The organism is Nocardia sp. CC213A (assembly GCF_030766805.1).
GTDB classification, from domain to species: domain Bacteria; phylum Actinomycetota; class Actinomycetes; order Mycobacteriales; family Mycobacteriaceae; genus Nocardia; species Nocardia otitidiscaviarum.
The window spans coordinates 48,889-62,476 of the sequence record NZ_JASFXA010000028.1 but is presented as its reverse complement, the minus strand read 5'-3'; the positions used below and the strand labels follow the sequence as shown (position 1 = coordinate 62,476).

Annotated in this window: 21 protein-coding genes; 18 read left to right on the top strand and 3 right to left on the bottom strand. The window is 66.7% G+C overall.

What is annotated here, in order from left to right; translation table 11 throughout:
• Positions 1 to 123 precede the first annotated feature (123 nt).
• From QJS31_RS34305 to QJS31_RS34220, 18 genes are all read left to right on the top strand, one after another.
• A complete protein-coding gene (locus QJS31_RS34305; protein WP_306358738.1) occupies positions 124 to 267 on the top strand; it encodes a hypothetical protein in 144 nt (47 codons plus the stop codon).
• Positions 264 to 806 (top strand): hypothetical protein, encoded by a 543-nt coding sequence (locus QJS31_RS34300; protein WP_306358737.1) that lies wholly within the window; start codon positions 264 to 266, stop codon positions 804 to 806. The genes QJS31_RS34305 and QJS31_RS34300 overlap by 4 nt, the downstream gene beginning before the upstream one ends.
• Complete coding sequence (locus QJS31_RS34295; protein ID WP_306358736.1) at positions 803 to 1,048, top strand: hypothetical protein; 246 nt, start codon at positions 803 to 805, stop codon at positions 1,046 to 1,048. Before QJS31_RS34300 ends, QJS31_RS34295 begins: the two co-directional genes overlap by 4 nt.
• Positions 1,049 to 1,121: 73 nt before the next feature.
• Positions 1,122 to 1,937, top strand: coding sequence for a Rad52/Rad22 family DNA repair protein (locus QJS31_RS34290; RefSeq protein WP_306358735.1), 816 nt, complete (start codon positions 1,122 to 1,124; stop codon positions 1,935 to 1,937).
• Positions 1,934 to 2,095 (top strand): hypothetical protein, encoded by a 162-nt coding sequence (locus QJS31_RS34285; RefSeq protein ID WP_306358734.1) that lies wholly within the window; start codon positions 1,934 to 1,936, stop codon positions 2,093 to 2,095. Before QJS31_RS34290 ends, QJS31_RS34285 begins: the two co-directional genes overlap by 4 nt.
• Positions 2,096 to 2,161: 66 nt before the next feature.
• Positions 2,162 to 2,461 carry a hypothetical protein gene (locus QJS31_RS34280; RefSeq protein WP_306358733.1) on the top strand — a complete coding sequence of 100 codons (300 nt, stop codon included), beginning with the start codon at positions 2,162 to 2,164 and terminating at the stop codon, positions 2,459 to 2,461.
• Positions 2,458 to 2,898, top strand: a complete 441-nt coding sequence (locus QJS31_RS34275) for a hypothetical protein (RefSeq protein WP_306358732.1) — start codon at positions 2,458 to 2,460, stop codon at positions 2,896 to 2,898. The genes QJS31_RS34280 and QJS31_RS34275 overlap by 4 nt, the downstream gene beginning before the upstream one ends.
• Positions 2,895 to 3,956 carry a hypothetical protein gene (locus QJS31_RS34270; protein ID WP_306358731.1) on the top strand — a complete coding sequence of 354 codons (1,062 nt, stop codon included), beginning with the start codon at positions 2,895 to 2,897 and terminating at the stop codon, positions 3,954 to 3,956. Before QJS31_RS34275 ends, QJS31_RS34270 begins: the two co-directional genes overlap by 4 nt.
• Before the next feature lie 88 nt (positions 3,957 to 4,044).
• A complete protein-coding gene (locus QJS31_RS34265) occupies positions 4,045 to 4,509 on the top strand; it encodes a hypothetical protein (RefSeq protein ID WP_306358730.1) in 465 nt (154 codons plus the stop codon).
• Entirely contained in the window at positions 4,506 to 4,985 is a 480-nt protein-coding gene (locus tag QJS31_RS34260; protein WP_306358729.1) for a hypothetical protein, read from the top strand. Before QJS31_RS34265 ends, QJS31_RS34260 begins: the two co-directional genes overlap by 4 nt.
• A 59-nt stretch (positions 4,986 to 5,044) precedes the next feature.
• Positions 5,045 to 5,407, top strand: coding sequence for a hypothetical protein (locus tag QJS31_RS34255; RefSeq protein WP_306358728.1), 363 nt, complete (start codon positions 5,045 to 5,047; stop codon positions 5,405 to 5,407).
• On the top strand, positions 5,404 to 5,580 hold the full coding sequence (locus QJS31_RS34250; protein ID WP_306358727.1) for a hypothetical protein: 177 nt from the start codon (positions 5,404 to 5,406) through the stop codon (positions 5,578 to 5,580). The genes QJS31_RS34255 and QJS31_RS34250 overlap by 4 nt, the downstream gene beginning before the upstream one ends.
• 113 nt (positions 5,581 to 5,693) lie before the next feature.
• Positions 5,694 to 6,296: a metallophosphoesterase family protein gene (locus tag QJS31_RS34245; RefSeq protein WP_306358726.1), complete on the top strand. Its 603-nt coding sequence runs from the start codon at positions 5,694 to 5,696 to the stop codon at positions 6,294 to 6,296.
• A complete protein-coding gene (locus tag QJS31_RS34240) occupies positions 6,293 to 6,544 on the top strand; it encodes a hypothetical protein (RefSeq protein ID WP_306358725.1) in 252 nt (83 codons plus the stop codon). The genes QJS31_RS34245 and QJS31_RS34240 overlap by 4 nt, the downstream gene beginning before the upstream one ends.
• Positions 6,541 to 6,951 carry a hypothetical protein gene (locus tag QJS31_RS34235; protein ID WP_306358724.1) on the top strand — a complete coding sequence of 137 codons (411 nt, stop codon included), beginning with the start codon at positions 6,541 to 6,543 and terminating at the stop codon, positions 6,949 to 6,951. The genes QJS31_RS34240 and QJS31_RS34235 overlap by 4 nt, the downstream gene beginning before the upstream one ends.
• 33 nt (positions 6,952 to 6,984) lie before the next feature.
• Positions 6,985 to 7,380, top strand: a complete 396-nt coding sequence (locus QJS31_RS34230; RefSeq protein WP_306358723.1) for a hypothetical protein — start codon at positions 6,985 to 6,987, stop codon at positions 7,378 to 7,380.
• A gap of 88 nt (positions 7,381 to 7,468) precedes the next feature.
• Entirely contained in the window at positions 7,469 to 7,996 is a 528-nt protein-coding gene (locus QJS31_RS34225) for a single-stranded DNA-binding protein (RefSeq protein WP_306358722.1), read from the top strand.
• A gap of 590 nt (positions 7,997 to 8,586) precedes the next feature.
• Positions 8,587 to 9,816, top strand: coding sequence for a replication protein RepA (locus QJS31_RS34220; protein ID WP_306358721.1), 1,230 nt, complete (start codon positions 8,587 to 8,589; stop codon positions 9,814 to 9,816).
• 9 nt (positions 9,817 to 9,825) lie between these two features.
• On the opposite strand, the gene QJS31_RS34215 is transcribed toward QJS31_RS34220, so the two are convergent.
• The 3 genes from QJS31_RS34215 to QJS31_RS34205 all read right to left on the bottom strand — a co-directional run bounded on the left by QJS31_RS34215 (position 9,826) and on the right by QJS31_RS34205 (position 13,534).
• Entirely contained in the window at positions 9,826 to 10,062 is a 237-nt protein-coding gene (locus tag QJS31_RS34215; RefSeq protein WP_306358720.1) for a hypothetical protein, read from the bottom strand.
• A 143-nt stretch (positions 10,063 to 10,205) separates the two neighbouring features.
• Positions 10,206 to 11,288, bottom strand: a complete 1,083-nt coding sequence (locus tag QJS31_RS34210) for a hypothetical protein (protein ID WP_306358719.1) — start codon at positions 11,286 to 11,288, stop codon at positions 10,206 to 10,208.
• A gap of 2 nt (positions 11,289 to 11,290) precedes the next feature.
• On the bottom strand, positions 11,291 to 13,534 hold the full coding sequence (locus QJS31_RS34205) for a hypothetical protein (protein ID WP_306358718.1): 2,244 nt from the start codon (positions 13,532 to 13,534) through the stop codon (positions 11,291 to 11,293).
• Positions 13,535 to 13,588: the final 54 nt, after the last annotated feature.

Sequence of the window (13,588 nt, the reverse complement as noted above, 5' to 3'; positions counted from 1 at the left end):
ACAAAAGCCCACCTACCGCTCGTGCGCCAACACTCAAGCGCGGTAGGGGGCTTCTGTACCCGTTTCCCAAGAGAAGGAACCCCGATGAAGATCCCTCAAACCACGGGTCGGCCCAATGATAGCGTGCTAGCACCCGCTCGTCACGCACCCACCCGACCGCCCCGCTCGCTGGACCGCGGCGACGTGCTGTGCCTGGTCACGTCGCTGGCCGTCGCGGCGATGGTGACCGGATTGGCCTACGCCCACTGGCTGGGATGGCAGCCGTGACCGCGCCCGCATCCCGGCCGGAACCGAAGCTGCACGACCTGATCGCCTACATAGCGGCCATCCGTGCGGCCGCCGCCGCTGGCGAGAAGGCGCTCAAGCAGCAGATGGCGCGGGAGGAAGAGACAGGCACCACCCGCATCGCGACATCCACACGCCGCACCGAGGACGGGCGTCGTGTCCGCCTCGGCGCGGTCCGCGTAGCCGAAGGCCGCACCGAGTTCTCCATCGAGCCGTCCGAGGCGGCCCCGTACCTGGCCGAACGGTTCGGTGTGGACGTCTCGGAGGTGGTGGAGTTGGTGCCGCAGCTGACACCGCAGTACGCGAATTCGCTGCTCGCCGAGGCGAAGGAAGCCAAGAAGCTCGGTGAGCCGTTGCCGCCGGGGGTGACGGTGAAGACCGGTGACCCGGTGGTGTCATGGAGCGCTGAGAAGGGTGTGGATGTGGTCGCGGAGATCGCGGCCATGGTCGCGCGCGGCGATATCGACCTGCCAGCTGTCCTCGGTGTCGCCCGGCCCGCGTTGGAAGGACCGACGCAGTGATCGCCGACCGCCAGGCCCGCAACCGGTTACAGCGCGAGCGCATGCAGCGTCGCCGCGCGAACCGCGCCGTCATCGACGGCTACCTGACATCTCTGGACGAACGCTGCCAGCACGGCGACTACTCCGGCGGCTACGTCGCCTACGCATGCCGCTGCCAGCGCTGCGGCGACGCCCGCAGCAACTACTGGGCCGCCTACAAGGCTGGCCTCAGACCCGGCGGCCGCGCATTGATCGCGGCCTGACCTGCACTTTCCCTCTTGTCACGACTTCTGGGGTCGCTCCGCACGGTGAGCGACCTCTCTGTGGAGACCTCTCATGCCTTTCACTGCCCACCAGGTCGAGCAGCTGCTTCGACCGATCAACGTCAATCGCATCGCACGAGATGACAAGCAAAAGTCGTACCTGCCGCAGCAGGACGTGCTCGCCCACCTGGTCCGGACGTTCGGATTCGGCCACTTCGACTTCGAACTGCTCTCCCTCGAGTTCGTTTTCGAGCAACAGCACGTCACCAAGGACGGCAAAGAGCCGCGAGGGAGATTCGACGTCTGCTACCGCGCGGTGATGCGGCTGACCGTCCGCGACCCGGACGGGAACCCCGTCTGCCGTTACGAAGACGGCTCGTGCGGTGACGCGTCGAACCTCACCCGCGCCGACGCGCACGACCTGGCGATGAAGGCGGCTATCAGTACCGCCAAGAAGCGGTGCGCCATCGCCTTGGGTGACCAGTTCGGGCTGTCGCTCTACAACAAGGGCCAGACCGACGCACTCGTACGCGTCACCCTGGTGAACTCGCCGAACCAGGGCGAGGGAGATGTCCAAGACGGTGTGCCGCAATCGGTCGGCACGGGCATCGATGAGACCGACCGGGACCAGCACGGCACCCCGGTCGACGTCGATGCCATCACAGCGCAGCTGCACGACGAGATCACTGATGCTGTCGAGGTCACGACGCTACGCGTCTTGTGGAAGCAGGCCGGCGGGCTGCCCGAGACGCAGATGAATCTGCTGCGGGCACTCGCGGAGGCCCGCATGAAATCGTTGCGCGCCGAACAGGACGGCGTCGACGAGGCAACCGTCGACGCCGTGGTTGCCGCTGCCAGCGACGACAGCGAAGGACGGCAGTCGGCATGACGGTGCTCGTTTCGGTGGTGTTCCTCAGCACCTTCCCGCTCGGCGTGCTCGTGGGCGTCGTCATCGGCTACCAACACGCGCTGGCCCGGCAAAGCCAGTGGCTTGACCGGCAGTACCGCGTCGCGGGACGCACTCAAGGCTTCGGCCGTCGCCGCTAACCCCCGACCGTGCCGGGGGTGCGCGTGTGTGCGCCCCCGGCATCGACCAGCAAGGAGGCAATACTCATGACCGCTCTCGACACCCCCGCGCCCGTGCCCGACGACGCGGCGGCCGTGCGCCGGTACCGGCGCAGCGAGGACGTCCTGGCCGTGCAGTTCGACGGTCACAACCTCGATCAGGTGTTCCAGCTCGGCGCGCGGGTGTGGGTGGCGCCGGAGGGATTCATGCTCGACGTCACCGCCCTGGGTACCGGCACCTCGATGCTGCTGGAGATGGGCGACTATGTGACCTGCGATCCGGACGGCCGCATCAACCTGTTCAGCGAGACCGCGTTCCGGCGGGCGCAGTGGGAGCCGCAGCGGTGAGCCTGGACTACATCCGCGCCGCCTACGGGGTGCCTGCCGATCTGTACCGGCGGGTCCGCTACGCCGGTGACGGGCAGCCGCTGGAGGGCACGATCCTCGGCGCTGATCAGGCGTCGCTGTCGGTGCAGCTCGACGGCCGTCGGGAGCGGGTGAAGATGCATCCGACGTGGGAGGTGGAGTACCTGCGCGAGTTCCGGCGGCCGTGGTGGGCGGATCGCAAGCCGTTGTGGCCGATCCAGTTCGGGCGTGCGCTGGCGGGGCGTGAGTCCGCGGACGCGTTGCCGTCGGCGGATCGGCGGTTGCTGGTGGCGCGGCTGCACGAGTTGGGGATGACCGATAGCGAGCTGGCGGCGTGGACGCGGATGTCGCGGTATTCGACGGCGCGTATCCGCAGCGAGTTGGGGCTACCGGCGAATCTAGTGGGGGTGGGGGTGTGAGTGAGAGTGGTCGGCGCGGCGGCAGGATTCGCCGGGGCCGGATGGCGGCGGACCGGTTCACCCAGATCAGCAACAACCTGTTCCGGGATCCGCGCATCAGCTTCAAAGCGAAGGGCCTGTTCGGGTACATCTCCACGCACCGTGACGGGTTCGGGGTGACGGTGGAGATGATCGTGCGCGCGGGCGTGGAGGGCCGTGCGGCGGTGATGGCGGGGCTGAAGGAACTCGAGGCGTTCGGGTACCTGGTGCGGGAGCGGGAGCGGCGCGAGGACGGGACGTTGGGGGCGATGGCGTACTTCATCACCGACGAGCCCGCCGAGCCGGGCCTGCTGGCCGCCGACGAGCCGGAGTTCGTACGAAACCCCAGCTCGCCGCCAACGTTCGATAATCGAACCCTGGCGGCGGAGACCGAAAAAGCCTGGTCGGAGCCAAAGTACGGTTATCCAACGGTGGCTGAGCCAACGGTGGGTGAACCTACGTTGGGTGATCCGCAGACTAAGAACACTAGTTCTAAGAACACTAAGAGAGAGAACACCAGTCAGTCAGTCAGCGCGCCCGCGAGCGACGCGGCGGCCTCGGCCCCGGCCGGTGCTGACTGTCTGACCGAGGATCCAGACCGAGGCCTGTGGGCGCTGCTGTCGGCGGGCGCTGGGTTGCTGGCGGAGCTGGAATGGCCGCGGGTCGGGTTGGCCCCGGAAGTCGTGTCGCCGCAAGTGATCCGCCAGCACCATCACCTGGTGCAGGCGCTGCTGGACGCGGGGTGGGATCACGACCGGCTAGCGGCTCGCCTGACGCGCGAAACCAGCAGTCCGAAGGTCTTGGACCGGATGGCGGTCCTCATCCACGCTGTGCGCGCGCTGGCGGGTGTGCCGCCGGAGCGGGCGGTCGCGCGGGCGGAGTTGCGGCCGCCGACGGACGTGACGCCGGTCCCGCCGCCGGTGTCGGAGCGGTTAGCCGAATATGGGCGCAATCCGGCGTCTGAGCAGGTCAGGCAGCGTTATCGGACGGGCTGGAAAAACCTCCCGAAGACAGTTGAACTCTCTACAGCGTCCATGTAATCTCATGGGTGGGGATACACCCCACCAACCCCCGCCCCCTGGTGCGCCAACACCAGAACCCTGGCGGGACACCAAGGGAAGAGAAACGATGATCGAAGACACCGCCACCATCGCGCGCCTCCTGCGCCTACCAACATGTGACGACCTGACATTCCAGATCACCACCGACCTCGAATGGCTCGACACCACCGTGGCCGGCAAGCCCGCTACCTGGCGCATCGTGTGGGAATCCACCGTCCCCACCCCCGCCGACTGGCCAGACACGCAAGCCTCCTGCCTCGAGGGCAGCAACCTCGCCGACCTCGCCGATCACGTCCGCACCGTCATCGACAACACCAGCGTCGCCTACGCGCCGGGACGCCGCGTCCCCGACACCCCGATCAAGGTGTGCGCCAACGGATTCGCGCTCGTCTACGCCCCGACGCTCGAGATCGACCTCTACCGCGACGCGCAGGCGGTCGCCGCCGGTGTCACCGACGAGCTCGTGACCGAAGCCGTCGCCCTCGCCACCGACGACACCCCCGCCATCACCGGGCAGGAGGGGGCGGCATGAAGGTCGACGCTCAGAGCCTGCGCGAACTCGCCGACGGAATCGCCAGGCAGTACAGCGGGTGGGACAACCCGCCAGCGGTCGGACTGTTCGTGCCCGCTGACGGCGGGCACACCGTCGCGCTCCGCCGGGTGCAGATCGCCGCCGACACCGACGTCGCGGGGCTGTTCACCGACTTCGCGCGCATCGCGCCGACGATGGCGGCCGCCGTCCAAGCGCTCTTGCTCTGCTTCGAAGTGGCCCTCGGCGGACCCGAGAACACCACAGAGGAAGCCACCCGCACCGCTGTCGACGGCATTCCCTCCGACAGCGGCCTGCGAGATGCGGTCTACGTGTACGTGATGGACCGGTCCGGGAACCTCTGGGCCGCAACCAAATACCGCGATACCGGCGAACTGGTGACCAGCCACCACCGCGCGGGTGACCCCTACCCGCTGCCCCTCGCCGACCAGATGTTCTACGCGGCCACCATCCTCTAGCCCTCGCCCTGTGCCCCGCCCCGTGCGGCGGGGCACAGGGTCCATCTCGGGAGACACCCATGCCCACCACCCACCCGGCGGCCACAGCGCCCGCCGCCGCACGGTGCGTCGAATGCCTGATCAGTGCGCCATTCGACCACCCGTTCCAGACGTTCGAAGCCCTCTGGCTGGAAATGCAGCGCTGCGACCACACCCGGCCCACGCACGCCTACCGCGCCGCGCTACCGCACCTGCGCGACGAAATCGACCAGCTCCCCAACCATCACGGCTTCACCCGCTACGCCTACCGAGGCCGCCTCGCCCGCCAGGCCCACCACGCCTGGCACACCGCCACCGGCACCACCTGCACCTACCGCACCCGATTCCTCGAACTGCTCGGCGCGCTCGCAGCCGCCGCCCTCACTTCTGGAGAACCCCGATGACCACGGACCGCACCGAATTCCTCGATGCCGCCCGCGCCCAAGCGTTCACCGTCACCGACCCCGAATCCGCCGACTACGGCCGTTCGCTCGTCCACAGCATGCGCGGCAGCTTCGGCGCGGACTGGGACCTCGACGGCGTTATCGCCGCGATCGAATCAGCCGACACCGTGTAATGGGACACCGGACTGATCGGTGCCATCTTCGAGCACGAACTCGCCGTACGCGAACCCGACGGCCGGACCGTGCATTTCCACATCCGCCGCCCCAGCCACGACGGATGCCGGTCATGAGCCGCGTCTTCTACACCAGCGACCTGCACCTCGGGCACCGACGCGTCGCCGAACTCCGCGGATTCGACAGCACCAGCGCCCACGACGACTACCTCGCCGACATCTGGGACAGCGCCATCGGCCAAAACGACCACGTATGGGTGCTCGGCGACATCAGCCTCGGTGGCGCTCACGCCGAATGGAAAGCCCTCGCCTGGCTCGACCGCCGCCCCGGCGTGAAATGGCTCGTGCCCGGCAACCACGACACCTGTCACCCGCTGCACTCGCAGGCGCACCGACGGCAACGCGAATTCCTGATCGTGTTCCAAGCCGTCCAGACCAGCGCGATCCGCAAGATCGCCGGGAGACGAGTCCGGCTGTCGCACTTCCCCTTCCGCGACGACCCGCACGGCGACCACACGCCCGAAATCCGCTACCCCGAACACCGGCTCCCCGACGTCGGCGAATACCTCCTCCACGGCCACACCCACAGCGCCGTCAAAACCCGCGGCCGCCAAATCCACATCGGCCTGGACGCCCACGACCTCACCCCGGTGCCGCAGAGCTGGGTGGAGGACTACATCACCACCCACCTCGAGCAGCAAGGAGCCACCGCGTGAGCGCCACGAGCTACACCACCGGCAGCGGGCACACCATCCGGATCGGCGACGTCTACCGCGACGTCAAACGCCCCGACAACCCGCGTGAATTGCGGGTCACCGGATTCGGTCAGCAGTGGACCCGGTCGGGCCGCACGCACCAGCCGGTCCACCTCGAGCGGCTGGACGCCAACCGGCCCACCACGATCGACGCCGACACCCTCGCCAAGGCCACCATGTTCAGCAAGATCCGTGGGGCCGACCAGTGACCGCGACCGCCGTCCAGCACGACCAGCTGATGATCCGCCACGCCTGCGTGTGCTGCGACCAGTGCGCCCGCGAGGAACACGCCGAGATCGCCGCCCGCAGCAGCGCCGACGCCGACACCGGCCTTCGGCAGCTGCTGGTGCGCGAGCACGGCTGGATCTGCGACATTCGCGGCGACTACTGCCCAGCCTGCACCGTCACCACAGTGGATGCGCTCGCTGAACTGCCGTCCGCCACCGTCATCCGTGACCGCAGCGCGCGCGTCCTCGAACTCGACCACGCCATGAGCGACCGGCCGTGGTTCGCGACCGGCAGCAGCTATACCCGCCGCCACGACGAGATCGTGTTGCCTGCCGTCATCATCTGGCGACCCAAACCGCACCCCGTAACCCCCTGTCCCGCAGCCTGATCCATCACAACCACCACACCAAGGAGAACCGCCATGACCGCCCTTGAGAACGATCTCAACGCCACCATCGCCGCCGCCGTGAACGCCCGTATCGAAGCGGCGGTGGCGGCAGCCTTGTCCGGCGACGAGGTGCTGGGCTCCTATGTGTCGGCCGCGCTCAATCAGCCGATCGAAGTCAGTCAGGGCTACGGGCGCACGCGCAAGACCACGTTCTTGAAGCACACCCTCGATAAGGCTCTGCAGACGGCTGCACAAGAGGCTGTGCGCACGACGCTCACCGATCTGCTTCCGCAACTGGAAGCAGCGGTGCGAGCCGAGCTGCACCGCTCTACCGACGCACTCGCAGCCCAACTCGTCGGCTCGGTGAGCAAGCACCTTGAGGCCCCCTACGGCATCAAGGTGGAGCTGCGATTCCCCGAGCGCCACTGACCCTTCCCGACCATGCCCGGGGGTGGTGAAGCCGATCGACTGGCTTCACCACCCCCGGCAAACCCTCACGACGACAAGGACATCCACCATGGCCCAAGGCGACACCGTCATCACCGTCATCGGCAACCTGACCGCCGACCCCGAACTCCGATTCACCCCCGCCGGGGCGGCCGTCGCGAACTTCACCGTCGCGTCGACCCCGCGTGTGTTCGACCGCACCAGCAACGAATGGAAGGACGGCGACCCGCTGTTTCTGCGGTGCACCTTGTGGCGCGAGCCCGCCGAGAATGTCGCTGAATCGCTCAGTCGCGGCGCACGTGTGATCGTGTCCGGCAAGCTGAAGCAGCGCAGCTACGAGACCCGCGACGGTGAGAAGCGGACCGTGGTGGAGTTGGAGGTCGACGAGATCGGACCGAGCTTGCGATACGCCACCGCGAAGGTCAACCGTGCCTCCCGCAGCAGCACCGGTGACAACGGCGGCGGCGGATACGGATCGGGCAGCAGCAGCAGCGGAAGCCGCGGGCAACGCGACTACTCCGGTGGCGACGACCCATGGGGGTCCACTCCCCCGAACAGCGGGAACAGCTGGGGCCAGGACGACGAACCACCGTTCTGACCAGCCGCTGAGATGAAATGGACCTGACGAGTCCACGCTGAGAAATCCTGTAGGGCGGGTTTCCGCACCGCGCCGGAAGCCACCCTACTACAGGAATCTCTCTACAGGGGGTTTAACTATAGGGGGCGCGCGATTTCCGCACTCTGACCTGCGGAAACTCTCGCTTCGTGTAAACCAACGATGCGTGCGCGCGTAAACCAACGATGCGTGCCATCCTGGGGAAATGCACGGCGATCGGTAAACCAACGATGCGCGCCGAACGAGCCTGCCGCACAGGCTTATCCACAGAATCGGCGCCTGTGGAAACTAACGATGCGTGAGCTATCCACAGGGCAATCGGCGTAAACCAGCGATGCGTGCGACGTAAACCAACGATGCGCTGCTGGGGAACGGTAAACCATCGATGCGCGCCACCCTGTGACCGGTCGTAGAGATGTAAACCAACGATGCGTGCCGACCGAACCGGTAAACCATCGATGCGTCCCGTGCCGCGACTCGCCCCGGTGGCGGGTGGCGGCGTAAACCAGCGATGCGTGCCACCGGCGGCTGGTGAACCACTGAACACAGGCATGGCCGTAAACCGTCGATGCGTGCCTGCCGAGGCGGTAAACCAACGATGCGTGCGTGGCGTCACGACCGGTGTCACCAGCGAACGGTCGAGGCAGGGACCGCGCGGCGTAAACCAACGATGCGTCGAGATGGAGGGCGAAGGACACAGCCCACACCACCGGGGGAGTGGTTCGTCGTCACGCTGTAAACCAACGATGCGTGCCTGTGCCCTGGGCCGCCTGTTACTGATTCGCGACACTCGGCGCGGGGTGACCGAGCGTGGCCGCGGCAGTGGCATGATCCCAGCTATGACGGAAGGCACCGAGAACGAGTCCGAGCTGGAAGTGTTCCCCAGCGATCTCGATCAGCAGGTCGCTCGCCGCCGCCAGCGCGTCCGCTTCGCACCGAAGCTGTTCGCGCAGACATCACTGCCCTACCGCAACCCAGGTGACGAGACCTCCGTCTGGGTGCGCCGCAACGGCGGTATCACCTTGACCGTGCAGCCCGGCATGACTCTCGACGCCACAGGAACCCCCCGCTCAATCGGATTCCCCTACGGGACCATGCCGCGATTGATGCTGGTATGGATGTCCACCGAAGCCGTCCGCACCAAGAACCGCGACATCATCTTGGGCGAATCACTCGCCGAGTTCATGGACCACCTCGGTATCAAGAACAAGACCGGCGGCAAGTACGGCTCCATCACCAAAGTCAAAACCCAGATGGAACGACTACTGCTGTCCACCGTCAGCGTCCGTGACGAAACCGACCCACTCCGCGCGGTCGGTGCCCGCGTCTCGGTCGCCACCGCCTATGACCTGTGGTGGACCACCGACGGCAAGGATCAGCCGTCGCTGATGCCGTCCACGGTCCGGCTGTCGCAGGAGTTCTTCGACGAATGCGTGCAGCACCCGGTCCCTGTGGACATGGGCACCCTCAGCAAGCTACGCACCAGCCCGATGCGGTTGGACATCTACATCTGGCTCACGCACCGCATGTCCTACATCGGCGAAGAACCACGCCACATCTCCTGGCGTACGCTCCGGCTCCAATTCGGATCGAACTTCAACTCCGGCCGACAGGGCGAGTACAAATTCCGGCGGGACTTCATCAAGAACCTGGGCGAAGTCCTTGAGGTGTACCAGAAGGCCAAGGCGAAGGTCGTGGATACCGGAATCCTGCTGCTGCCCGGCGGAGGCCCTGACGTTCTTCCGAAGATCTCCCGCGAAATGCTTGAGCTGGAACAGAACTGGCACGCCGACCGGTTCTGACAACGGCCTCTAGGCCGCGCGCAGCATCTCTTCCGGCACCCATTCCGGCCAGTCGCGGCCCTGCCACCACACCGCCAGCATGTCGTCATACGGCGGTGTCCTTCCTCCGACCGGTACCAGCCCGTCGTCATCGGCCCCGAGTTCCCACTGCTGTACTGCCCACGTCCCCGGCTCGGCGACGATACCGACCATGTCCGGATGCCGGACGTCAACTACCCGCTGGCCAGGAGAGAACACCGAGGTCACGGCGTCGAGTGTGCCGGAACCGGTCCCGGAAACGCGAAAAGACGCCCCTGGGACCATGCGGAAATACCCGCACGGTCCCAGGGGCGTCGATTCATCAATCCGACTAGCGCCCAACGCGCAGTTCGGTCCGGGAGAGGGAGGGTTCAGCGAGTGGCCGGGTTCTGCAGGACTTCATCGCGGATCCGGTCGAACAGCTGCCGGTAGTTCATTCCATAGGTGCTGGCGGTCAACGAGACGACAGTGAACATCGCCTTCATCGGATCCGGGGCGGCGTAGTAGACGTAGGCCGAAACCGCCGTGTGCTGCAGGATGTGCTGCACAGCGCCCGGCACCCCGTCACGAACAGTGAGCGGGATGGCGGGGTCGGTGTCGACCCGATGCCGCAGCAGGGAGCCGTTCGCGAAATCCGGCGGCGGTGTGCGGCCCTCATCCATCGCTTCCAGTGCTTCCGCGAAGTCGGGGATACGGTCGAGGCCGGCCTGCTCGAACGCGCGCCGCACACACCACCGTGTCAGCGCCCGCTGCCGGTCCGGGGACAGCTGTTCGAGCTCGTCGATCAGTTCCCGATCCAGCCCGCTGATGCCCATCGCGGACAGCGCCGCATCCGGATAGCGCGGTGGACGCCCGCCCCACGTCCGGTTGCGTTCATGCACCTGCGCCACCTCGGGGCTGTCGATCGCAACGTGCAGCACCGCTCCATCGTCTGCGAAGACCGTGGCCATCGTCGAATCCACCTGCGGGATAGCCTTTTCCGGTGGCGAGTAGGCGGCGTCGGCCTTGCAGAGCAACACGATCCCGGTGCCCGTGTCGGCGTCCGGGGCGGGCCACAACCGCAGCCAGTAAGTTTCGGTGGGCTCGGTGACCTCGCCACCCCACAGGGCGTCGCGTCCGCGGGCGTGTGCACGCACCCGGTAGCGGCCCGGTGCAATGACACCGAAGCCGGGGACGGCGTCCCCGGCGAGGGTCAGGACCTTCAACGCCTCACCGGATTCGATCACCGTTTCCTCGACGGCTTCCCAACCGTCGAAGCTGTCGCCGGCGGGGGCCTGGTCGTCGAGTTCGACGGTGAGCGTTGCGGGGCCGTAGGCGATGCCGGTGAGGACGGTGACGAAACCGGGACCGGTCCACAGCAGCGCACCCTCGCGCTGAATATCGAGGGTGTCAGCCTCGGGGGCAGCGAGAACGAACTGCTGATGATCGACCTGGACGGTCCCGGTTTCGCGCATCACTAACCCTTCACATAGAACGTGTCACCATCAAGCACCCGATTCTTCACATAGAACCAGGACAGAATGCCGCCCGCACGCTGATTCTGTGCGCCGCTGAGCAGACACATACTGATCCCCGTCGACGCCTTGAACGGGACCGGGTTCGTGGCCAGCGTGTCCACCCACGGCTGCGCGACGTCGCAGCTCCCGACATAGGTTCGGGCTGGACCGTCCGCGCCGCCGCCTTGATAGGTGGCCGCGAAGGGGTACTCGTCGCACTGCTGCCCAGCGGGCCGCGGCAAGGGGATGCGGTTGCAGGAGATGTTGCGGTTGTTCTGCGTCGCCACCGGGTCACTGAGCCGGGTCAGCGGACGGGTCCCCGCCGGGCTTCCCGGCAGACCACTGGCTTGGGCATAGCGGACGTGCGTGGCCAGTTCGGGGACATTGCGGGTGCTGTAGTCCAAGATCGGTTCGGCGGCGGGGACGACGCAGCCGGTGGTGTTGCGGTTACCGATGGCGTCGCATCGCACGGTCGGCGCGACCGCGGCCTTCGTGGTCACCGACGTCGCCGCCGGATGGCTGAAGGTGAACTCGGCGAATCCGGTCGTCCGGGACATCGCGCCCGCAGGCACGGTCGCCGACAGCGTGTAGTCCTTGATGTAGGTCGAATCGGTCACCGGGCGCGGCGGCTCGGAGTTGTTGAAGGTGTGGCTGCACGAGGTATCCGACTGGCAGTACACCGACATCGCGTACTGCGCGCCGTAGGCTTCGCCGGTCACCGCAGTGATATGCAGGACGGTGCGCGCGTTCCATGTCGCGGAGTTCCACTTGGTCTTGATCTGATTTTCCTGCACCAGCGACAGCGTGCCGATAGGGATTTCCGGCTGCTTGCGGTCCACCATGTGGATCACACCCTCACGCCACATGCACTGATACGAGCGGTCACCCGCCCACTGTCGCCCCGGCAGGTCCGCGCAGTATGGCCTGTCGAGCTCGCTCGTCCAGGTGGGTGCCAGACGCGCCTGAGGTGCCTCGTCGGAGCGACACCACACGTACGGGGAACCGTCTCCCGAATCAGGAATCAGCTCCGAGCACGACGGCAGCTCGTCCAAGTCCACCGCACCCGCAGTCCGCCCGGTCGTGGTCAGCGCGGCCGGTTGCGGAACGTCGGTGTATCCGGGGCCGTTGACGCTGACACGATCGTCATCGCCGCAGCCGGGACAGTTGCTGTCGTCGATGTAGTCTTCCTGCCAGTCGATATCGGTATTGTCCGCCGCAGTGGTCGGCCAACCGATGGTGCCGTACTGGAAGTCCTGATCCCACGACGAACCACGCGGCCGCTGATCGCCGATCGGATACCCGTAGGGTCCCCGTTCAAAGTTCGTCAACTGCCACTTTGTGAGGATGCCGCCCGACACCGGGTGCGCGCCGGTGGAAGGCGACCAGTAGATGACGCCGTTCTCGAAGCGGTTGAACCGCCCCTGCCCGTCAGGGGTGCCGGTCTCGTCGCTGATCGGGTAGCCGAGATAGCCGCCTTCCCAGCCGGTTTCGCCCCACTTATCGCGGATCGCCCCGGCCACGTAGTACGCCTCGTTGAGCTTCCAGTAGACGGTGCCGCCCTGGAAGTACTGGCGGCGGCCGACATTGTCGGGGTTGACGATCTCATCGGAGGTCGGATAGCCGAGCACGCCACCTTCCCAGCCGTTGCGCTGCCAGGCGGCGAAGAAGTGATTCACCACCGGGTGCGCGCCCGCGTCGGGATGCCAGTAGATCGGCCCGTTCTGGAAGGTCGACCGCTTGCCGACACCATCAGGGTTGGTGAGCTCGTCACTGGTAGGCCACAGCAGGAAACTATTGGGGCCACCGAGGGAGTCGTACTTGTCGCGGATCGCGCCACACACCTGGTACGGGGCCGGCCAGTACACCGAGCAATCGGCGGCCGCGACGGCCGTGCGCGGCTGCCCGCCGCTCTTGGCGAGCAGCGCGGCCTCCATGGTCTCCGCCTTGTCGGCGTCAGCCTTGCTGAACCCGTCCGGGATCTCCTGGCAGTCCGAACGCATCAGACCCGGCGCCACGTCCTGGCGCGGGGTCTTGGTCGGCTCCCACCCATTCGGCGTGTCGGTCGGACACGAATCCGGTCTCGCCGAATCCGTAACCGACGGTCCCGCCGGTGCCTGGTCGCCGGTGCCCGGTTCGGCGGCCGCGAACTGGTGGCCGGTGATCAGCAACAGCGCGGCGAGACCAATGACGCTGAGATGCAGCAAATTTCGAAGTATGGTGCGCGGGTTCGCGCGCGATGTTCTGGGTAACATGCGGCA

Excerpts from the sequence above, each read along its gene's own strand:
- QJS31_RS34290 (WP_306358735.1), top strand. The coding sequence starts at position 1,122 with ATGCCTTTCACTGCCCACCAGGTCGAGCAGCTGCTTCGACCGATCAAC.
- QJS31_RS34285 (WP_306358734.1), top strand. The coding sequence starts at position 1,934 with ATGACGGTGCTCGTTTCGGTGGTGTTCCTCAGCACCTTCCCGCTCGGC.
- QJS31_RS34280 (WP_306358733.1), top strand. The coding sequence starts at position 2,162 with ATGACCGCTCTCGACACCCCCGCGCCCGTGCCCGACGACGCGGCGGCC.
- QJS31_RS34265 (WP_306358730.1), top strand. The coding sequence starts at position 4,045 with ATGATCGAAGACACCGCCACCATCGCGCGCCTCCTGCGCCTACCAACA.
- QJS31_RS34260 (WP_306358729.1), top strand. The coding sequence starts at position 4,506 with ATGAAGGTCGACGCTCAGAGCCTGCGCGAACTCGCCGACGGAATCGCC.
- QJS31_RS34255 (WP_306358728.1), top strand. The coding sequence starts at position 5,045 with ATGCCCACCACCCACCCGGCGGCCACAGCGCCCGCCGCCGCACGGTGC.
- QJS31_RS34250 (WP_306358727.1), top strand. The coding sequence starts at position 5,404 with ATGACCACGGACCGCACCGAATTCCTCGATGCCGCCCGCGCCCAAGCG.
- QJS31_RS34245 (WP_306358726.1), top strand. The coding sequence starts at position 5,694 with ATGAGCCGCGTCTTCTACACCAGCGACCTGCACCTCGGGCACCGACGC.
- QJS31_RS34230 (WP_306358723.1), top strand. The coding sequence starts at position 6,985 with ATGACCGCCCTTGAGAACGATCTCAACGCCACCATCGCCGCCGCCGTG.
- QJS31_RS34225 (WP_306358722.1), top strand. The coding sequence starts at position 7,469 with ATGGCCCAAGGCGACACCGTCATCACCGTCATCGGCAACCTGACCGCC.
- QJS31_RS34210 (WP_306358719.1), bottom strand. The coding sequence starts at position 11,288 with ATGCGCGAAACCGGGACCGTCCAGGTCGATCATCAGCAGTTCGTTCTC.